Origin of the sequence: Psychrobacter sp. (assembly GCF_018260395.1) — a bacterium.
Taxonomy (GTDB): Bacteria; Pseudomonadota; Gammaproteobacteria; order Pseudomonadales; family Moraxellaceae; genus Psychrobacter.
The window spans coordinates 1-20,486 of the sequence record NZ_JAGLBC010000037.1; the positions used below are offsets into that span (position 1 = coordinate 1).

The following is a 20,486-nucleotide window of genomic DNA, read 5'->3' on the forward strand; positions in this document are numbered from 1 at the left end:
GGCCTCTTGTTCTTCATCCCAAACGCCATAAGCTTCTACAATTTTTTGTACCAGTTGATGTCGAACCACGTCTTTAGACTCAAATTTAGTAACATGAATTTCATCAATCTTACCCAAAATTTGAATCGCTTGAGCCAAGCCAGATTTATGACCACGAGGTAAATCCACCTGAGTCACATCACCGGTAATAACGGCCCGAGAACCAAAACCTAAACGGGTTAAGAACATTTTCATCTGCTCAGGAGTGGTATTTTGTGCCTCATCGAGAATAACAAATGAGCTGTTTAAAGTACGACCACGCATATAAGCTAGAGGCGCAATTTCAATAATTTGCTTCTCAATTAATTTGCCTACTTTTTCAAAGCCCAGCATTTCATATAATGCATCATAAAGTGGGCGTAAGTAAGGGTCAATCTTCTGGGTTAAGTCACCTGGTAAAAAACCTAGTTTTTCGCCAGCTTCAACGGCGGGACGAACCAATAAGATGCGCTCAATCTCATTACGCTCTAGCATATCTACAGCACAGGCCACAGCAAGATAGGTTTTACCTGTACCTGCAGGTCCGACACCAAATGACACATCTGAGGTTAAAATACGCTGAACGTAAAGTTGTTGATTGCCACCACGAGGAATTATTTTACCTTTACGGGTTTTTAGTGCAATTGTTTCGTAATTGGCTTCAGCATCGTACTCAAACTCTTCAGAATCTAGGTCTGACTCTGAATCTTTTTCGACTTTGGCAGGACTAGCGAATGAATCGAAATCACGAGACATACTGGCTTGAATGATAAGATGTAACTCTTGCGGGGTAATGTCTTTTTCGGACTGAGCTTCGTCGGCCAACTTATTAAGAATAAAGTCGCCACGTTCTACCGCTGTTAGATCACCAGCTAAGATGAACTTGTGTTGACGTTGATTGATATGAATACCAAGGCGTTCTTCGATATACTTAAGGCTATTGTTATATTCTCCAACCAAGATTTTAAGCTGAGAAGTCGTTAAAAAATCTAGGTTAATTTTTCTTGTGACGGTATCAGTCAAGTGAGGATCCTTTTGTTATGTAGGTTTTAAAGCTATATATTTATTATCGCTCTTAAATTATTATGGCTGTTTAATATGAAAATTTAAAGATTAACTAGACAAGCACTTCGTCGATTTTTGTAAACCAATAACTTAACCTTGATAAAAGTCTTAAATTACTAGTAACGCCTTTAATAGTGGTCTGGTTTATAGTAAACAAGACTAATAACAATACACTCGATAAAGACTAGTATTATAAAGCCGATAATTTAGCTTACATGATAAGATAGCATTAAATATGCTAATTTCAACAGACTCTTTTTAGTGTAAGCCAACAAAAGCATTAACTTAATTAAATAAATAAATAGTGGCTTAATTAAACAATAGCTTTTTAAAGGTGTATGTCATTAAAAATAAACATAATTTTTTTTAAGTTTATAGAAAAATAATCAAATAATTTATTAAACCTCTATATTAATAAGAGTGCTCTATGACAAATCAAACGAATAATGATACTACCTCACAAACTGTCTTTAATACTGAGCAAGACCAAGCAGCTTCTGGAGAGCCAATAGTTGTAAACAGGGCTAAAAGTGGGGCTATTACTGAACAAAAGGTCATTATTGCTGGCGGCGGGCATGTAGGATTATCTTTTGCGTTATTATTGGCCGCACAAGGTATCGCCAGTGTTATTATTGAGCGCAATAAATATCCAAAACTTAGTCCACAAGAAGACGCTAGTCGTACTCATTATTTGGATAGCCGTAACACCGCTTTGTCACGACGCACGGTACAAATTTATCAAGAGATTGGTCTATGGGATGAGCTTCAAAGCCATGCTTGTCGTATTGACTCAGTGCAAGTCAGTGAGCAAGGTAGTTTTGGTTTTGCCCAATTAAATAAAGAAGAAGAAAATGTAGAGTCTTTTGGTCAAGTTATGGAAAACGCTTGGTTGGGACGTAAGTTGTTACTGGCGGTTCAAAAAAGTCGATTAATCGAGTTAGTGGACGGTGCTACTGTTACTGCAGTCGATCAAACTGTAACTTCTGCCACCATTACATATGATACTTACAATGCAAAACAGCAAACCTTAACTGCAAACTTATTGGTAGCTTGTGATGGTCGAGATTCTACAGTGCGAAATTTGCTAGGTATCGGCACTAAAGATTATGATTATGACCAGACCGCTATTGTTGGGGTTGTACAGACTGATAAGCCACATGAGCATGTCGCTCTCGAACGCTTTAGTCCGTCAGGCCCATTGGCCGTATTGCCGTTAACTGATGCCGATGGCGATGGCAATGATCTGATGCAAGCTGGATACAGACGGTCAGTGGTTTGGATTTGTAAAAATGGCGAAGAGAAGCAGTATTTACAAGATGATGCATTATTTATAGCAACTCTACAACAAGCGTTTGGCCAACGAGCAGGTACATTTGTTAAAGCGGGCAGGCGTGGTGCTTATCCATTAACTCGGGTATTGGCAGAGCGACAGGTAGAAGGCCGGGTCGTGATTATGGGCAATGCGGCGCATACCTTGCACCCAGTTGCAGGTCAAGGCTTTAATTTATGTATGCGTGATGCTCATGTATTATCAAAAATGCTTGGAAATCAAGTATTACGAGGTGAAGATATTGGAGAAACCGCCATGCTAAAAGCTTATGAGCATGCTCGTCAAAAGGATCAAAAACGAGTGATTCGATTCTGTGATGCAGTAGTGCATGGCTTTACTCACCCTAACCCTGCAGTGAAGCTGGCACGTAATATGGCTCTGATTGCTTTCAATAAACTGCCAAATGTAAAACCCTTGGTGGCAAGTTATGCGATGGGTCTTAAGTCTTAACGGTAAAATACGCTTAATGATTTTTCGATGCTCATAGTCTTTAAAGGTAAAGTAATCAAAGGTTAGTTATGCTAAAGATGCAAATGATATAAAGCTAATGTTAGCTCTAAAAATTAAGTTATTGTTATTCAATTCTAAAACCATTTATGTTTATTAATATCTTGGGCGACCTTATTATGGCAACAACTGTGACAGAAACTTTGATTATTGGCGGCGGCATTGTTGGTGCTACTTTGGCATTAAAATTAGCTCAACAGAAGCAAAAAGTAACTTTGATTGATGCGCGTCCCAAGCTTAACGATGCTGATTGGCAGCAAAGGCTGCAACAACGTGATGCGCGTGTATATGCGTTGAGTCTGGCCAGTATTGAATTATTAAAACAGGTTGGAGCTTGGCAAATTATTAGTCAATCTAAGCGTAAAGCTGACTATACTCAAATGCAGGTGTGGCAACAAGATGGCAAAGGTGAATTAAACTTCGGTGATGCTAAGGTGCCGCAGTTACTTGGATCTATGGTTGAACCGTTTGTCATTGAGCAAGCTTTGTACCAAAAAATGACAGATGAAAATATAGCTAAGTATTTAACGTTGATAGCTGGTCATAAAGTAAAAATGCTCGACTGGCTAGGCGCTAAGCAAGGCTATGAAGTTCATTTGGACAATGGCGTTAAGCTTCAAGGCAAATTGCTCATCGGTGCTGACGGTCGTGGGTCAATGGTGCGACGTGAGTCAGGTATTAAACTTGATACTTTGGATTACAATCAGACTGCTATTTGCTGCGCTATTAAGACACAAAAACCGCACCGAGCCACTGCCCGTCAACTGATGTTACCTACGGGTACTTTGGCTTTATTGCCTTTGGCAGATGTCACTGAAGAGGATAAAGCCAATGCGCAACATTGGCAGTCAGTGGTATGGAGTTTGCCACGTAATAGAGCACTTGAATTATTGCAATTGAATGATGAAAATCCAGATAATTTACGTAGAGAATTGGCGGCTGCCAGTCAATATGCTTTGGGAGATATCGAACAACTTGAATCGATTGCCAGTTTTCCATTGACTGCTCAGCAAGCCGAACACTACGTGAAAGAAAACTTGGTGCTTATTGGCGATGCCGCCCATGGGGTGCATCCTTTGGCAGGTCAAGGACTGAATTTAGGTATGCTTGATGTAGCAGCCTTGGTAAACGCTCTATTTGAGGATTATCAGCGTAGTGGCGGTAGATGTTGGGGTGAGCTTGCTACGTTACGTCGCTATGAGCGTACCCGTCGACCTCATAATAGTATGATGATGCACAGTTTTTCGTTGATGAATTGGCTGTTTGCTGGTGACTTTGCAACACTGCGTCCGGTTCAGCAATTGCGTAGTGAAGGCATGTATCAAGTTAGTAAGATTAAGCCATTAATGCGATTTTTTACTCAAAAGGCGAGTGGGGTTTAAATAAAATTTTCATCATTAATTTCAGTCGCTCTTTTAAGCATGGGTTTTTTAAGCTTGCTTGCTAGGTAGTGTAACTGTCCAAACTGTCCAAACTGTTCAAATTGCCCAAACTATATAGACGATTAATTTAGAGGCCATAATGACTTATTTTAAGTACTTACTATTTTTAAGTACTTATTATCCAAAAGAGGCAAAAACCACCATTAACACCGGCGCTACAATATTGATGATAAAACCAAAGCTAATGGCTAAAGGCACCATACCAAGACCGCCGGATTGTTGAATAACGGGTAGGGTAAAGTCTAAACTGGTTGCTCCACCAAGCCCAACGGATGCTGATGGATATTTGCGCATAAATATCGGGATAAACAATAACGCAAAAAACTCACGCACCAAGTCATTAAATAAAGCAATGCTGCCCCAAACTGCCCCATAGGCATCGGTCATCACAATGGCAGACAAAGAATACCAACCAAAGCCTGAAGCCAATGCTAGAGATTGGGTCAAAGACACCTCATCAAAGAGTAACCAAAAGACAATCCCGCCCATTAATACGCATACAGTAAATATGATACTGGTTTGCATACCGCGTTTATTAAGCAAAACTTCTTTTAAAGTAATGCCTGAGCCTTTTAAACCAATACCTACTAATAAAATTAGTAACATTAATAGCCCGGTCATGGTATTGCTTGGCGGCATCATGGTTAGTGGTAGAATGCTCCCGATTAAGAAACCAAACGCCACACAAAACACTTGAATTAGGCTACCTCGGATACTAACTTTGTGTTTGACAGTGGTTTTTTTGGCTGTAGGCGCCCAAGGTTTTAAGCGATCAAAAATCATTAATCCAGCTAGCCCGAAACCGATAGTCAGCACCGATAACACTCCGACATACAAAATAATGTCGTTGACTTGACTGCCGAGACCGTTTACTTGAGAAAGCTCAATACCAATCAAGGTTAAGATGATATAAACCAAATAGCCAAGCATCTTCTCTGAGAAGCGTATTAAGCTTTTATTTAATGGTAAAGCAAAACCAATAAACAAAGGAGTTAAAACTAGAATTAGAGTGATAAGGCTATCAAAGTTCTGGGGTGTTTGCATTAGAGAGGACACACAGGCATTAAATATGGATAAATTATGGGTTAGCCATAACAAAGAAACAGGATTCTAACATAGCTTGATGATTGTGCGTAATTTGCTATGAGATAAGGAGCCTTGAAGCCTATCATCTATCCTTTAAACAATTAAAAAATTATAGTTTAAAGGATGATAGGCGCAACTTAAGACAATGGTGCAATTGATTCAACAAGTTGGTTGGGTTTTAAGAAGCCTTAGCTACCAAGATTGAGCTTATATCATCGACTTCAGATTTATTACCTTTCAAATTAAAGTTACTGTCTAACTGATTAGACCTTGTAAGACAGTTCGATTGGGCTGAATCAGGGTAGATAATACTGGTTAAAGGTGCATCGCAGAGATTGGGATAGTCCTCTCGATAATGACCGCCTCGACTTTCAGTACGCGTTAAAGCAGACTGCAATAATAATGAGGCTAGGGTCAATAGACGTTGCAAACGAAACTTATGCAATGCCTTATTTTGAAGAACATTACCGTCCATTTTAGAACTTTCTAATTTAATGCAGTCTATGTCAAAGCAGTCTGTTTCTAAACCGTTTAACGCTTTATCAGTAAAACTTAACTTATTACTAACTCCCAACTCTGCCATAGACGTTGCCTGTAACTGTTGTTTTAACTCAAGGACTCGGTTAAGGGCTTGCTTTAGACTCTGTCTATTACGTCTAATGCCCATCTTGTCAGTCATTAATTGCTTTAACTCTTTTAATTTTTGCTGAAAATCAATATCAGTCTGAAAATCCATATCAGTAAGTGAGGCGTCATCGAGCGAGGCCGACTGATATAAATAATAGGTGGATACTTTTAACTGCGCCTGCGAAACCTTTTTTTGAGAATTGAGGACAGTTTTATTTTTATACAGCGAAGAGTCAGAATCAATGGAGTCAGACACTAAATGAGTGGCAAGCTGAGAAGCAATTTTTCGACCGACTACCACACACTCAAGTAAAGAATTGCTGGCCAAGCGATTTGCACCATGTAATCCTGTATTGGCAACTTCACCTGCCGCATATAGGCCTTGCACATCAGTCTGGCCATTAGCGTTGGTCACTACTCCGCCACAAGTATAGTGAGCCGTAGGGGCTACCGGTATAGGACCCTTAGTAATATCTATACCTAAGCTTAAGCAATGGGTGTAAATATCTGGGAAATGTTGTTTTACAAACTCTGCCGGTTTATGAGAGATATCTAAATGGACATAACCTAAGCCATTGTTATCAATCTCAGTGGCAATTGCTCGTGCCACAATATCACGAGGCGCTAATTCTTCACGCTCATCGTAATCGGGCATAAAACGTTGGTGGGTCACTGGGCACAATAAAAGACCACCTTCACCTCGTACCGCTTCAGATATTAGAAAATTACTACTAACATTTTCATGGTTATACACTAAGCCAGTAGGGTGAAATTGAATAAATTCTAAATTCGCCAAACGGCAGCCTGCTTCCCATGCCATCATGATACCGTCACCCACGCAGACATTAGGCGCAGTGGCTCGTTTAAACAATTGACCTAGTCCTCCGCTAGCAAGTACCACTGCTTTACTAGCAAAACGTATTAACGTATTGGTTTGTGTGTTAATAACCTCTGCGCCTATACAATGCTTAACCTCTTCGCCTGTGGTGATTAAGCTTAACGCCTCATGAAAAGGCAATAAAGTTATATTCTTAGCAGTCAAAATCTGATGTTGCAGGCTAGTCATGATATGTCTGCCAGTTGCATCATCAGCATGTGCTACTCTACGACAGCCATGGCCGCCCTCTTGAGTTAAATGTAACTCGGCAAGTGATACAACATCATTGTTAATCTGCGGCTCAACATGGCTATGCGGTTCATCATGGTTCTTAGTAGTAAAAGGAACCTTATGGGATAACAGCCATTTAATAGCATCACTACCTTGAGACAATATATCGGTAGTTGCCTGTTGATCGCACAGTCCATCTCCTGCAATTAGGGTATCACTTACATGGTCTGACACGGTATCTTGGCTATCAATGACCGCCGCAATACCTCCTTGTGCGTAATAACTTGAGCAAGCGCTCAAATCATCTTTGGCCAAAACCATCACATTTAATTGCTTAGGTAATGACAATGCGGTAGCTAAGCCTGCCAAACCTGCGCCTATGATCAGTACATCACAATGCTGGGTCATGACGGTATCCTCTAAAGATTTAGGGGTAGATTCAGATTGAGCACAGTCAGCTTCAAGCGATAAGCATGAAGAAGAGTTAGTTGTCGAGGTAGTCATAAGCAGGCTCTTTTAATAATTGGATAGTTTTAGCTGACGTTTAAGCAGGACCAACGTTAGCAAACAATGGACGATCTTTAATCATATCGCCACTGCTTGCGACCCGGCGTTTTTGCTCAGCTGCAAAATTAAGCATGCGTTGTAGGGGTTTTAAAGCCGCTTCTGCAAGTTCAGGTGCAAGCTTAATTTCACCACTTCCATTTTCTAAGCACTGCTCAATACCTTTTAGACCATTCATCGCCATCCAAGGGCAAAAAGCACAGCTCTTACAAGTAGCACTTTCGCCCGCTGTTGGAGCTGCTAAAAATAGTTTGTCAGGCGAGTGCTTTTGCATTTCGTGTAAAATGCCTAGATCAGTGCCAACAATGAAAGTTTTAGCGTCCATCTCCTTGGTAGCATTCAATAATTTGCTGGTTGAACCCACCACATCTGCCAATTCGACCACACTGTCTGGTGACTCAGGGTGAACCAGTACCACAGCTTCTGGATGTTCAGCTTTTAATTGCTCAAGCTCACGTGCTTTAAATTCATTGTGAACAATACATGAGCCTTGCCACAGCAGCATATCAGCGCCGGTTTGTTTTTGGATATATTTGCCTAAATGGCGGTCCGGACCCCAAATGATCTTTTTGCCTTGCTCATGTAGATGAGTGACAATTTCTAAGCCAACTGAAGAGGTCACTACCCAATCAGCACGAGCCTTTACTTGCGCACTGGTATTGGCATAAACCACAACGGTGCGGTCTGGATGCTGATCACAAAACGCACTGAATTCATCAATAGGACAGCCTAAATCTAATGAACATTCTGCTTCTAAATCGGCCATCAACACTGTCTTTTCCATGCTAAGGATTTTGGCAGATTCACCCATAAAGCGTACGCCAGCCACTACCAAAGTCTGAGCATCATGCTCTTTACCAAAGCGTGCCATCTCCAAAGAGTCGCCAACACAGCCACCGGTCTCTAAAGCCAAATCTTGGATATAAGGGTCGACATAATAGTGAGCCACCAAAACGGCATTATGCTCTTTCAGCAAGCGTTTGATATTTTTTTCAATTTGCATTCGCTCACTGCGAGATAGCTCAGCAGGTATCTTGGCTTTAGCATATTCAATATCGATATTACAGCCAGTAGATTGCTGATTACTTTGCGATAAAGTAGGCGCGTCATAGGCAAAAAGTGCTACCTTTTCAGCAGTATTAACTTTATTGGTGGCAACTGGGCTAGTTCCTGAGGCTGTCATAATAAATCCCTTATACAATATGGTTTAAATACTAAATTGTGTATTCAACTCATTTAGCACTTAATCAACAGTTAATTAATAAACCATTAATTAAAATCTAACCCATTCAGAGTCAGAACAAACTTTTAAAGCTCAAAAGTCATTTATGAAATGGAGTTATATAATTATGCTCGATTTGAGCATAAATACAAGAAATTTTTTAAATAAAATTTTATGTGATATGTAAGTTGTGAATTAATTTATTTAAAATTAATGACTTACAGTTCTTATTGGCTATTAACTACTTAACTACTTAACTACTTAACTAATTAGCGACTTAACAACCTAACTACCTAATTAATTCACACAAAGTTTTTAATTAAAGGTATTAAGCGATATACTAAATTTCTTAGTTTTAATTAGATTGATGATAAATATGAGTTTGTCTTTTTCTCATGCGCACAGCGAAGGTAGCGGTACTACTGAAGTAGTAGCGGTATTGATTGCCATTACCAACAGCCGTGCTCGAGTGCTGACAGTTGATGGCGGTAAGCTATTACCGAATGGACCATTGATGCCGCTACACCGCTCCTTACAAGCGGGAGTACGTCAATGGGTAGAGGAACAAACGCAGCAGCCGCTTGGGTACATTGAGCAGCTGTATACCTTTGTAGATACCAATCGACGTAATATAGATGGCCATGCGCTTGTGTATGTCAGTTACATGGGCTTGGTACAAGAAGCGATGACGCAGCCAGTAGCCATTCAAAAAAGTACTGATATTAATGTAAATAAGACTTTAGCTTCTAGCTCTCAATCAGATTTAAGTTATGACGATGTTCAAAGTTCGCATAATCAGGCGCGTTGGCGGGATTGGTATGACTATTTTCCTTATGAAAATCATCTAATAGATGAGAGTAATACCCAGCAAATTACCCATAAGCTGAAACAATGGGCAGATGCTGCAGACAGTGAGCAAGTGAGAATAAAACGCTTACAACGCATCTACTTATGTTGGGGCGGGGATTGGGAGCAAGATTCTGACTTTAAGCAAGTGATCGCTTGTGAAGATCGCCACAGCAGTAGTGCCAAAGAGATGTTTAATAAGTGGGTAGCTGAGCATGCCTTGCTTCGCTACGAAATGCTTTATGAGGCTGGGTTATTGCCTGAATCACCGGATTATAATGCCAGTAAATTACCTAAAAATTGGCATCGAATTATTGGTGAGCCGATGTATTACGATCACCGCCGGGTTATCGCTACTGCCATATCTAGACTGCGTGCAAAAATTGAATACCGTCCACTAATTTTTGGATTAATGCCAGACGAGTTTACCTTATTACAGCTTCAACAAAGTGTCGAAGCCTTATCAGGTGTGCCTCTTCATAAACAAAACTTTAGACGTCTGCTTGAAAGCCAGAATCTATTGGAACCTACTGGCAATAGTAGTCAAGTCGGCCGAGGGAGACCAGCTAAGTTATATCGGTTCCGATTTGATATTAATCTACAAAGCCTGTTGATGGATAGTAAGCTTCCTAAGAGCAATAGCCGATAATTTATATTAGCCAATGATCTTCATTAGCCGATAATATACTCTAGCCGAGTGTCTACACTAGCCGATAATCTGAATTTATAAATTTTAATGTTCCAGTCAGCTTAGAGATTAATATTTATTTTAGATTAATCATTGCTAATATAGTTTTTGTTAGCTATATTTATGCTCATTATGAGTATTATTGGTTAAAGTGTCTTACTTATTGTATCAAGCTTAACTTATAAGATTATAAATAGTACTATTCAACTTAAAGCATTATGCTCCTTCTAAGATTAGATAAAATATTTAAAAAGGATTCTATATGTCTGCAACATCTCTCACAAGTGACCAGCAACGAGTTCGCCCAGTTGATATTATTGAACCTCCACTTAATGATGTGTTATTGATACCACTGATTAATAACGCATTGAATGAGGACTTAGGACGCCGTGGTGATGTTACTTCGCAAGCAACGATACCAGCAGTCAAACAAGCGTCATTAACCCTTACTGTCCGTGATGACGGTGTGGTCTGTGGTTTAGATTTAGCCAGACTGGCTTTTGAGCAAGTAGATTCGTCCATTGAATTCACTGCGCATACTCACGATGGGGCTTGGGTTACTAAAGGTGAGATATTGGCTACTATTAGTGGCAATGCGCGCAATTTATTGACTGCTGAACGCACTGCCCTAAATTTTATGACTCACTTAAGTGGCATTGCTACCGCTACCAGAAAAGTGGTCGACTTAGTTGCAGATTATCCTACTCAAATCACCTGTACCCGTAAGACGATTCCTGGTCTTCGCAGCATTCAAAAGTATGCTGTACGGTGTGGTGGTGGTCGTAATCATCGTTTGGGTCTGGACGATGCTATTCTGATTAAAGACAATCACATTGCCATTGCCGGTAATATTACTAAGGCTATTGCTCAGGCCAAACAATTGGCCGGTCATTTAATCCCTATTGAAATTGAAGTAGATACGCTACAGCAACTACAACAGGCAATTGATGCTGGTGCAGAACTGGTTTTATTAGACAATATGGACCCAGAAACTTTACGTGAAGCAGTAGCCATGTGTAAGTATCAGCAAAATGCAAATATAAAAACTGAGGCTTCAGGTGGCATTACTCCAGATGACGTAGTTACCGTTGCTAAAACTGGGGTTGATTTTATAGCAATGGGCTATTTGACTCACAGTACCACAGCCTTGGACATAGGCATGGATTTTTCTGCTTAAAGCCATTGATAGTCGTTTATTTTAAAAAGTGTTTATTTGATAGATAATTTGATTGGTATTGAAAAGTAATCACCAACCTTAATGTATAATCACCAATACTATTTATTTGCTCCAATTGAATAAATTAATTTGCCCCATTTGATGAAACTGCAGCGCGTATAATGGACACTGAAATTGTCAAAATAATCATAGCGTTTATGGTGCTAATAAACCCCTTTAGCGCCTTAACCTTATTTTTAGATTCTACCCGAGGTTATAGCATGACTGATAAGCGGCGTTTTGCGCGTATCAGTAGCTTAACCGTGTTTGTTACCATTACTTTTTTTACTGTAGCTGGCGAGTCATTATTAAGAGCACTAGGTATCTCTATTGGTTCGTTCCAAGTGGCAGGTGGGGTTTTGGTTTTTTTAATTGCCATCAATATGATGAATGGTGATGGTAATCCAGCTAAACCCAATCAGGAAAACATTGGCATTGACGATAGTATTGAAGGTATCGGTAGTACTGCCGCAGCCGTAGTGCCATTAGCTATTCCAATGATTGTTGGTCCTGGTGGTATTTCTACCGTTATTATTTATTCTGCTCAAGTGACCAATTGGCAACAAAAATTAGCCATTATCATAGCAGGCCTACTGATTGCGATATTTTGTTATTTGGCGTTAATGGCAGCAGGTCGATTAAGTAAACTATTAGGTGATACAGGACTTAATATTATAAGTCGTATAATGGGGATGCTATTGGCAGCAGTTGCCATTGAAATCTTGGTGAGTGGTATTCGTACTATTTTCCCCGACTTGGCATAATAAGTTTTATGGAAACGTTGTTTATGTAATTTGTAATTAAACACTATAGATAACAATTTTAAATAAAACTGCTAGCAAATGATTTAAACTAAAAAGGCTTCTACATTATATTGTTGACGCCTTTTTTTATAGATTGAATTTCATAATTTATCGCTTCTTAACCGCTGTAAAGATGCCAAGCTAGATATAGCATCAAAAGGCCGACTAATGCGTCTAATATATTCCAAGCTTTAGGTTTGGCAAATAAGGGTGATAATAATCTTGCTCCATAGCCTAGACTAAAGAAGAACACAAATGAGGCTGTAACGGCACCTATACCAAACCCTAGTTTACTACTTGCGCCTGTAGACACCATACCAACCAAAACTAATGTATCCAAGTAAACATGAGGGTTAAGCCAAGTAAACCCAAAGCAAAGTAATAAAGATTTCTTTAAGCTGGTCACATTTTGAGTGTCTTGAGTCAGCGCATGTGACTTGGTAAAACTTGAATATAGGCTTTGCAAACCATATACCAACAAGAACATCGCCCCTGCTATTTTTGCAATGTTGACTACATTGGGATACTTAGCAGTAATTGCCCCAAAGCCTGCCACTCCAGCACAGATTAGCAATGCGTCAGAAATGGCGCAAAATAAACACAGGGCGAAAACGTGTTGTTTTTTTAGGCCTTGTTTTAAGATAAACGCATTTTGAGAGCCAATTGCAAATATAAGCGATAGGCCCAAGGCGAAGCCTGATACATAATCCATCTAGTTATCTCAGGGTAAATTATTAAAATAGGATTATAGGTGATGTCTTTTTGAATCATAAGTATAGTGTATTTAGACTAAATATGAGTATTAACTTCTATCAACAATAAAAACAATGAAAGGATGGAACAATGACGCATGCAACTGCAATGGTGCTGATGTTTATACTATATGGTTTACTGCCAGCGACTGGAATATATTTGGGCTATCGTGGGGTTAAGAAATTGACTCAGCCAAAGATGCTTGAGTATAAAGCCATGCCGCAGTTGGGGTATATTCCCGAAAAAAGTCTTCCAACAGAGGTTAAGCAGAAGTTAGATCTGATCAGTGATAAAGGTGAAAGACTTAAAATGCTGTATGGGGATACTAATAATGATGGCGTTATAGACGATAAAGATGCGGTCACTGAAACATATATTATGATCAAGAACGTGATGGACAAACATATCCCAGAAGCTGTAGCAGATTATCGTCGTTTGCACGATTTAGATAGCACATCTAATAAAACGGTCGTGCTAGATGCGAAACGTAGCAATGATGTAAGCCGAGCTGATACTACTAAAATCAAGAACTCTGACATGACTGGAAGGGAGGCTTTATTAGAAGTCTTAAATACAGTAGATACACAGTTTGATGGACTTCTTGATGCCGCTTATCATCAAGATGGTCAGAAGCTGCTTGCCACCAATCGCTATTTACAACAGCGGTTTGAAGAATAAAGTCTGTTAGACGCCAGCTAAAAAAGAGGTAGTAAATTTTTATGAGTGTGCTAATAGGAGCAGGGGTAGTGGCTATTATGGCAACAGGATATGTTGGGCGCAAAGGCTGGCTTGCGTTTCATCGCGCTGTCGGTATTACTCCTGGCACCCTAAAATATGTTGAACCTTCGCAGTTGCCATTACCACCGATGCTTCAGCTAACTTTGGCTGAGTCTCAAATTAAAGGCTTGCCACCTGTTGTAACAGAACAACTGTTACGTATTGATGGCAAAGCAGATGTTTTTCAGCAGTTACGTACTGAATCTATTGAAGGTGGTCAAACTCTAGCTTTGAGTGAAGAGGAGTTTGTGGTCGGTAAGTTACTACAAACCCGTTTGCCTGAATTAATTAATAGCTATCAACGTATCGCTCGCCAAGAAGCCTTACTGCAACAAGCCACTAACAGGGCAAGTATAGATAAGCGTACTAACTTATCAATCAATACAGTCTCTGCAACCAATACAGTCTCAACAACCAGTACAGCGAATAATAGCTCAAATAAGATAAGTGAAAATAAGCAGCAAGCGCTAGATTTATTATTACAAGTGCTGAGCAATATTGAGAACCAGCTTGATAGTTTATTAAAAAGGCATCAAATTGACGCATTGCAAGACATGCAAGTGATGCAACGCTATCTAAAGCAACGTGAATAACCTATATTAATTAATAATTCTTGAGTTACTAAAAAGCCCCTAGATAGGTATTACCTAACTCGGGGCTCAGTTATTTTATATAGAAATTTATATCGAGCTAGGTCTATATGAGCAGATGCGTAAGCAAAATTAACGCTTAGTGCCTCTATTACTCGCATCTCTACCACGGCTATTACTAGAGTTGCTATTACTAGAGTTAAGGTTCGAGTTTCTTGAAGCATTAGAGTTACTGTTAGAAGTAGTAGTGCCAGTAACGCCGCTTCTAGAGCTGGTACGAATGGTGCGAGCTTTCAGAGGTTTTTTCTGGAAGCGTTCTTTTTTCTCTTTCGCTTTACCATGTACACCCATGTCTACACGAGGGCGTATACCTACTAGATCAATAAGACGATGAATCTCTTTTCTGTCTAACTCAATAAAGCGTCCTGTACGCAATTCTTTTGGTAAATCGACAGAGCCATAACTGGTTCGTAGCAAACGGCTAACCTTGAGACCTTGTGATTCAATTAATCGTCGAACTTCACGGTTACGACCTTCTTTAAGCTTAACGTGGTACCACTTGTTTACGCCTTCACCACCACCTTGCTTGATGTCTTCAAACTTAGCAAGACCGTCTTCAAGCATAACGCCTTCGGTTAAATTGCGCATCATTTCAGGAGATAGCTCACCTAAGATACGTACCGCATATTCACGTACAATTTCATTAGAAGGGTGCATTAAACGATGTGCCAATTCGCCATCATTAGTGAATAACAACAAACCAGTAGAGTTGATATCTAGACGCCCTACCATTATCCAGCGATCATGCGTAAGCTTTGGTAAACGTTCAAATACAGTGGTACGACCCTTAGGATCATTGGCAGAACAGATTTCACCTTCTGGCTTATAGTATGCCAACACACGACGACGCTTTTCGCGTTCTGATTTGTATTTTATGAGACGGCCATCCACACGAATTTCATCGGTTTGTTCTACACGATCACCAATGGTGGCAGGCTTTTGGTTAATAGACACACGACCAGATTTAATGACTTCTTCCATTTGACGACGTGAGCCAAGACCCATGCGAGCTAAAGCTTTTTGAAGTTTTTCAGAGCCAGCAGTACTAGATTGGGTAGTTGAAGAGGCAAATTGATAATCACCGTTTAGATCGGTATAAACATCGCTGTCTGGAGTTGTATCTGGATGATTTGACGCAGTAGGTTGATTTGATTGAGGCATGTTATGCATCCTTGAATCGGTGAGTGGCTACATTTCACAATGTAGATAATTTTAAATATAAATTACGGGGCTTATTATACGCTATTAGGATTAACTAATGGCTATATATTTACAAGTTTATTATTAAAAAACCTGAGCGATGCAAATTCAAGTTATAACTGTTGAACAATTTACGACTAGAATTTTTTAACCCTATATAGTTATACAGTAAAACTTTTAGATTAATGTAAACTATCAATAGCTATCAACTATGCCTCTTTACTATTCCTCTCAATCCAATCAAGTGCACTAGGCCAAACTTCGGTGGCGGCATTGCGGCTTAAAAAGATACGGGTATGATTATAATTTTCCAAATTTCCATGTGCAGTGCCAAATTCTCGAAATTGATTCTTTGAGTTTTTAAAGGCCTGTAAATACTTTAAGCACCCTCGTGGTGGTGCAACAGAGTCGCCAGTTCCACAAATAGAATAAATGGGAACAGTGATATTAGGCATGAGTGACCGATAGTCTATGGGTGGAGATGTATCTTTAGGTCTTGAATTCGATCTAGCTAGTTTGGTGACATTCAAGCGTGCTTGCTTAGGTACTGGTTTGGCCATGGACTTAACCAAAGGTTTTACAAACGAATTTAATACAGGCTTAACCAACGGCTTCGCAATTACTTGAGCCGATGCAGCCAATTGCTGACTGATCGGTGTAGATACATAACTCGAGAAGTTGCGGTTTAGGTTCCAGTCCATCCACTGCGACAATAAATAATAGCTTTCATTCATCGTCCCTAAATTTAGACTTTTACCCTTGATAATACCTATTTGCCGGGTAACGGCTTTACTTAAAAGTAGTTTTGTATAGCTTGAAGGCGTGTTAGCAGCTGCAAAAGCTTGGCAGGCAAACATAGTCATACTAGATATTTTATCCACAAACTCAGGGTGACGGGTCAGAAACATAGTCAGGCAAATACCGCCGCCACTATGGGTAATACAATGCAAATTATCGAGGTTTAGCTCGTCAAGTAAGTAATGAAAAGTGGCCTTCACATCAAAAAAAGCAACGTCTTCTAGATGATAGGGCATTTTCGGCTGAGCGCTAGCGCCATGACCTCGCCATTCCATAATAAAACACTGGTGACCTAAAGATGCAAAATAACTGGCAATGCCTAGACATACACTTTTGTCTGAAAAGGCACCATGGATGAATAAAAGATTTTGTTTTTTATTGCTATTGTTTTGATTATTAGTCTGAACATCACAGCAGGTACGCTTAAATTCATCGTCTGTTATATGCCAAACAGCAATTTGTTGGTTGTCTTGAGTACCTATTATATTTAAAGTTTGATTTATCATTGGTTTAATTTTATATCCTTATAAATTTATGACTGCCTGTCATGTAATAACTTAAACTTTGTTATGTGCTAAATACAGCCTAAACCCTATTATTCATTATATATACGGATTAGCTTATCAGCCGTAGTGGTTTTTTAAATGATGCTAATAGGAAACTTTTGAATTATTCAGTAGTTAAGTTCAATTCTGGAAGAGGTGGTAACTGCTCTAAATTCTCTAGACCAAAAGCATCCAAAAATTCAGAAGTGGTATGCAAAAGGGCAGGGCGACCTAAAGTGTCTCGATAGCCTTTCTCAACAATCCAACCTTTATCAAATAATTGTCTTAATATATTACTCGAGACTGTTACGCCACGCACTTGTTCAATATCACTACGTGTTACAGGCTGCTTGTATGCAATTACGCTTAAAGTCTCAAGTAAAGCTTGGCTTAAATTCTCAAGACGCTGCGGGAAAATATTTTGGATAAGAGCACTATATTCACAGCGTATCTGTAAACGATAGCCGCTAGCAGACTCGCTTAAATTAAGCACGCCGGTAGTCAGTCGTTGCTGCAATATCACCAAAGCAGTTTGAAGTTCATGTTCTGATAATGTCAGATATTTTTTGAGTTGACTGCCAGTTAATGGAGCTTCAGAAGCATATAATAGCACCTCTATTTTACGACTCAACAAGTCATAGCGGTTAAAGGTACTAAGGTGCGAGTGGTTAGTCGCTTGTTGGTTAGTCGCTAGTTGAGTAGTCGTTTGTTGGAAAGCCGCTTGTTGAGTAGTCGCTTGTTGATTAGTAGCAGAGTCTTTGCTAGAAATAGACAGCTTGTTCACTAAATGGCGGTCAGCATATGGTAAGTCTTCTAAAAAAGATTCGTCGGTTTTTTTTGACATGAGTAATCGCTAAATGTTTAAAATTGGAAATTATAATAGTAAGTAAAATCGTTAAGATTAAGTGTCATAAACAAATACTCTTAAGCCAACCAGCGTAGCTTAAGATTTGATAAGCTATAAGAGTATTGTGAATCTGCTATGTCAATGTTAGGAAGCTTGGTGTGGTTTGGCTGTTCGAAAGTTTGCTCGCCTGAAATAGACTGTTCTGCATCCTTAATAGCGATAACGTCAATAATCTGACGCTTCATTAATTCTAGAACTGCCACAAAACTGACTACCACTCCAAGACGTCCCTGACTTTGGTCAATAAGCTCAATAAATGCACCCTCACCGCGCTCGCTTAACTGGCGACTGATACTGGCAATACGATCAGATAAGGGGATAGGATCAACCTTAATATTGTGCATTTGATAATCAGGTTTAAGCTGCATTTTTAATAAGCTTTCTACCAGCATTTCAGCAGGATAGCTTGGCAGTTCAGCCGCCATAACCTCAGGGTCTGGCAGGCTTGCCATCGCCAAAAAGACATCTCGTTCCAAACGTATCAATTTATCTAAACGTCGCGCAGCTTCCTTAATTTGCGCATAGTCCTCTAAACGAGCTATTAATTCGGCTTTCGGATCACGCTCATTTTCTAGCTTTTCAGGCGCTGGTAACAACAACTCGGTCTTTATAGCTATCAAGGTAGAGGCCATTAGCAGATAATCGCCAGCCAGCTCAAAATGATCGGCATCAAGCTCATCGATATAAGCCAAATATTGCTCAGTAATTGGCAAAATGGCAGTATCGGTAATGTCAAAATTGTTCTTTTTGACCAAATATAATAAAAAGTCGAGTGGGCCTTCAAACTGATCGAGCCAAATAGCAAAGGCTTGCGGCGGCACATACAAATCCTGCGGCAATGACTTAATAGGCGTGGTGTAGATTCTAACGCTTAAGGGTGGTTCAGTTTGATTGGTCATTAGTGCCATCGAGTTTATGATTGAATTAAATGGGATATGATCTGTCAGCCATATCCCATTAACAGTTAGATAGTAAAGATGACCGGCATCGAGCACAGAATTCTTATCCACTGCTAAGATAACAAGCTTATCTTAGCTTAGTGTTTACTCGCAGTGCATGCTGTCTCAAAATTAAGTAACTTGACCTACTTCAATATTTAGCTTGAATTCAATCAAGCTATTTATACGAGCTATTATAGTTTTGCCAATGGTTTAATACCAATCGCACGGCGCGTTTTATCCAGTTGCTTACGGCTATGGCGACGAGCTTTTTCAGCCCCACACAATAAGATTTCCTCTAACTCTTTAGGATTGGCCATCAGCTCAAAATAACGCTCACGAAAAGGGGCAATTTCACTATTAATCTTTTCAAATAAAATCTGTTTGGCATCACCCCAAGCAATCCCCGCTTCAAATTGAGTGCGTAAATTGGCTATTTCTTCTGTGGTACCAAAAGCTTTATAAATCTCAAAAATTACTGAGTCGTCAGGATTTTTGGGCTCTTCAGGCGCTTGAGAGTTGGTCACAATTTGCATAATGGCTTTACGCATCTGCTTTTCAGGGTCTATTTGCGGGTTGTAGTCACCAAATAAAGGAATAGTATTACCATAGCTTTTACTCATCTTGCGACCATCAAGACCTGTCAGCAATGGCATAGCATCATCAACAACTGCAGAGGGCAGGGTAAATAAGTTTTTGTACTTGTGATTAAATGTGCCAGCAATGTCACGAGCCATTTCGATATGTTGGATTTGATCGCGCCCTACGGGCACATGGCTGGCATTAAACATTAATATATCTGCTGCCATTAATACCGGATACCCAAACAGACCCATAGTAATGCCTTGATCAGGATCCACATCGTTTTTTTCATTATTAATGTCGACCGCAGCTTTATAAGCATGGGCTCGGTTCATCAGCCCTTTAGGACATGAACAGTTTAAAATCCAAGCCAGCTCTGGAATTTCAGGCACATCTGATTGACGATAAAATACTACCTTTTCTGGGTCTAGACCACAAGCCAACCACGTTGCAGCGATCGCTTTGGTTGATTCATGAATTTGCTTGGGATCATAGCATTTAATTATGCCATGATAATCTGCTAAGAAGAAGAAAGATTGGTCTTGATCATTAAGGCTATTTTGTGAGGACAGTATCGCAGGCCGTATAGCACCGACATAATTTCCTAAATGTGGAATACCGGTTGTCGTTATACCAGTAAGGACGCGTTTAGGTTGCTGATCATGATTGTCAATTGATTTATTTTGTGATTGATTGGCATCAGTTTGGCTCATAATGTTCCCGATTAGTAATATAACTCGTTTAATCTGATTTAATTAAGGTTAATAATTACGTTTAAAGCATAATTTAAAACCTCTTTTAAAACCTCTTTTAA

At 39.7% G+C, this 20,486-nt stretch carries 17 protein-coding genes; 7 read left to right on the forward strand and 10 right to left on the reverse strand.

Annotated features, from left to right (window positions below):
• Nucleotides 1-1,041 (reverse strand): PhoH family protein (locus QZ265_RS04605; RefSeq protein ID WP_296403851.1); only part of this gene is annotated, 1,041 nt, incomplete at its 3' end.
• Nucleotides 1,042-1,510: 469 nt separating this feature from the next.
• Here QZ265_RS04605 and QZ265_RS04610 point away from each other — a divergent pair.
• Nucleotides 1,511-2,863, forward strand: coding sequence for an FAD-dependent monooxygenase (locus QZ265_RS04610; RefSeq protein WP_296403853.1), 1,353 nt, complete (start codon nt 1,511-1,513; stop codon nt 2,861-2,863).
• A gap of 176 nt (nt 2,864-3,039) precedes the next feature.
• Nucleotides 3,040-4,302, forward strand: a complete 1,263-nt coding sequence (locus QZ265_RS04615; RefSeq protein ID WP_296403855.1) for an FAD-dependent oxidoreductase — start codon at nt 3,040-3,042, stop codon at nt 4,300-4,302.
• 177 nt (nt 4,303-4,479) lie between these two features.
• On the opposite strand, the gene QZ265_RS04620 is transcribed toward QZ265_RS04615, so the two are convergent.
• The 3 genes from QZ265_RS04620 to nadA all read right to left on the reverse strand — a co-directional run bounded on the left by QZ265_RS04620 (nt 4,480) and on the right by nadA (nt 8,930).
• Nucleotides 4,480-5,406 (reverse strand): lysine exporter LysO family protein, encoded by a 927-nt coding sequence (locus tag QZ265_RS04620; protein ID WP_296403857.1) that lies wholly within the window; start codon nt 5,404-5,406, stop codon nt 4,480-4,482.
• 220 nt (nt 5,407-5,626) lie between these two features.
• Entirely contained in the window at nt 5,627-7,687 is a 2,061-nt protein-coding gene (gene nadB / locus QZ265_RS04625) for an L-aspartate oxidase (protein ID WP_296403859.1), read from the reverse strand.
• Nucleotides 7,688-7,727: 40 nt separating this feature from the next.
• Entirely contained in the window at nt 7,728-8,930 is a 1,203-nt protein-coding gene (gene nadA, locus QZ265_RS04630) for a quinolinate synthase NadA (protein ID WP_296403861.1), read from the reverse strand.
• A 415-nt stretch (nt 8,931-9,345) separates the two neighbouring features.
• Here nadA and QZ265_RS04635 point away from each other — a divergent pair, with 415 nt between their 5' ends.
• The 3 genes from QZ265_RS04635 (at nt 9,346) to QZ265_RS04645 (ending at nt 12,483) form a co-directional block, all read left to right on the forward strand.
• A complete protein-coding gene (locus QZ265_RS04635; RefSeq protein WP_296403862.1) occupies nt 9,346-10,464 on the forward strand; it encodes a hypothetical protein in 1,119 nt (372 codons plus the stop codon).
• Between the two features lie 301 nt (nt 10,465-10,765).
• Nucleotides 10,766-11,680, forward strand: a complete 915-nt coding sequence (gene nadC / locus QZ265_RS04640; protein ID WP_296403864.1) for a carboxylating nicotinate-nucleotide diphosphorylase — start codon at nt 10,766-10,768, stop codon at nt 11,678-11,680.
• 161 nt (nt 11,681-11,841) lie between these two features.
• Nucleotides 11,842-12,483, forward strand: a complete 642-nt coding sequence (locus tag QZ265_RS04645; protein ID WP_296403866.1) for a MarC family protein — start codon at nt 11,842-11,844, stop codon at nt 12,481-12,483.
• 157 nt (nt 12,484-12,640) lie between these two features.
• On the opposite strand, the gene QZ265_RS04650 is transcribed toward QZ265_RS04645, so the two are convergent.
• Complete coding sequence (locus tag QZ265_RS04650; protein WP_296403868.1) at nt 12,641-13,234, reverse strand: LysE/ArgO family amino acid transporter; 594 nt, start codon at nt 13,232-13,234, stop codon at nt 12,641-12,643.
• Between the two features lie 131 nt (nt 13,235-13,365).
• Here QZ265_RS04650 and QZ265_RS04655 point away from each other — a divergent pair, with 131 nt between their 5' ends.
• Together QZ265_RS04655 and QZ265_RS04660 are read left to right on the forward strand one after the other, a co-directional pair.
• A complete protein-coding gene (locus QZ265_RS04655) occupies nt 13,366-13,953 on the forward strand; it encodes a hypothetical protein (protein ID WP_296403869.1) in 588 nt (195 codons plus the stop codon).
• 41 nt (nt 13,954-13,994) lie between these two features.
• Nucleotides 13,995-14,645, forward strand: a complete 651-nt coding sequence (locus QZ265_RS04660; protein ID WP_296403871.1) for a hypothetical protein — start codon at nt 13,995-13,997, stop codon at nt 14,643-14,645.
• A 129-nt stretch (nt 14,646-14,774) separates the two neighbouring features.
• Here the strand turns inward: QZ265_RS04660 and rluB are convergent, their stop codons facing one another.
• From rluB to trpS, 5 genes are all read right to left on the reverse strand, one after another.
• Entirely contained in the window at nt 14,775-15,863 is a 1,089-nt protein-coding gene (gene rluB / locus QZ265_RS04665) for a 23S rRNA pseudouridine(2605) synthase RluB (protein WP_296403873.1), read from the reverse strand.
• A gap of 248 nt (nt 15,864-16,111) precedes the next feature.
• On the reverse strand, nt 16,112-17,206 hold the full coding sequence (locus tag QZ265_RS04670) for an alpha/beta fold hydrolase (protein ID WP_296403875.1): 1,095 nt from the start codon (nt 17,204-17,206) through the stop codon (nt 16,112-16,114).
• 163 nt (nt 17,207-17,369) lie between these two features.
• Nucleotides 17,370-17,879, reverse strand: a complete 510-nt coding sequence (gene scpB / locus QZ265_RS04675; RefSeq protein WP_296403880.1) for an SMC-Scp complex subunit ScpB — start codon at nt 17,877-17,879, stop codon at nt 17,370-17,372.
• A 290-nt stretch (nt 17,880-18,169) separates the two neighbouring features.
• Entirely contained in the window at nt 18,170-19,051 is an 882-nt protein-coding gene (locus QZ265_RS04680; protein ID WP_296403882.1) for a segregation/condensation protein A, read from the reverse strand.
• Between the two features lie 233 nt (nt 19,052-19,284).
• Nucleotides 19,285-20,385 (reverse strand): tryptophan--tRNA ligase, encoded by a 1,101-nt coding sequence (gene trpS, locus QZ265_RS04685; protein ID WP_296403877.1) that lies wholly within the window; start codon nt 20,383-20,385, stop codon nt 19,285-19,287.
• Between the last annotated feature and the right edge of the window lie 101 nt (nt 20,386-20,486).

Excerpts from the sequence above, each read along its gene's own strand:
- QZ265_RS04610 (WP_296403853.1), top strand. The coding sequence starts at position 1,511 with ATGACAAATCAAACGAATAATGATACTACCTCACAAACTGTCTTTAAT.
- QZ265_RS04615 (WP_296403855.1), top strand. The coding sequence starts at position 3,040 with ATGGCAACAACTGTGACAGAAACTTTGATTATTGGCGGCGGCATTGTT.
- QZ265_RS04620 (WP_296403857.1), bottom strand. The coding sequence starts at position 5,406 with ATGCAAACACCCCAGAACTTTGATAGCCTTATCACTCTAATTCTAGTT.
- nadB (WP_296403859.1), bottom strand. The coding sequence starts at position 7,687 with ATGACTACCTCGACAACTAACTCTTCTTCATGCTTATCGCTTGAAGCT.
- nadA (WP_296403861.1), bottom strand. The coding sequence starts at position 8,930 with ATGACAGCCTCAGGAACTAGCCCAGTTGCCACCAATAAAGTTAATACT.
- QZ265_RS04635 (WP_296403862.1), top strand. The coding sequence starts at position 9,346 with ATGAGTTTGTCTTTTTCTCATGCGCACAGCGAAGGTAGCGGTACTACT.
- nadC (WP_296403864.1), top strand. The coding sequence starts at position 10,766 with ATGTCTGCAACATCTCTCACAAGTGACCAGCAACGAGTTCGCCCAGTT.
- QZ265_RS04645 (WP_296403866.1), top strand. The coding sequence starts at position 11,842 with ATGGACACTGAAATTGTCAAAATAATCATAGCGTTTATGGTGCTAATA.
- QZ265_RS04650 (WP_296403868.1), bottom strand. The coding sequence starts at position 13,234 with ATGGATTATGTATCAGGCTTCGCCTTGGGCCTATCGCTTATATTTGCA.
- QZ265_RS04655 (WP_296403869.1), top strand. The coding sequence starts at position 13,366 with ATGACGCATGCAACTGCAATGGTGCTGATGTTTATACTATATGGTTTA.
- QZ265_RS04660 (WP_296403871.1), top strand. The coding sequence starts at position 13,995 with ATGAGTGTGCTAATAGGAGCAGGGGTAGTGGCTATTATGGCAACAGGA.
- rluB (WP_296403873.1), bottom strand. The coding sequence starts at position 15,863 with ATGCCTCAATCAAATCAACCTACTGCGTCAAATCATCCAGATACAACT.
- QZ265_RS04670 (WP_296403875.1), bottom strand. The coding sequence starts at position 17,206 with ATGATAAATCAAACTTTAAATATAATAGGTACTCAAGACAACCAACAA.
- QZ265_RS04680 (WP_296403882.1), bottom strand. The coding sequence starts at position 19,051 with ATGACCAATCAAACTGAACCACCCTTAAGCGTTAGAATCTACACCACG.
- trpS (WP_296403877.1), bottom strand. The coding sequence starts at position 20,385 with ATGAGCCAAACTGATGCCAATCAATCACAAAATAAATCAATTGACAAT.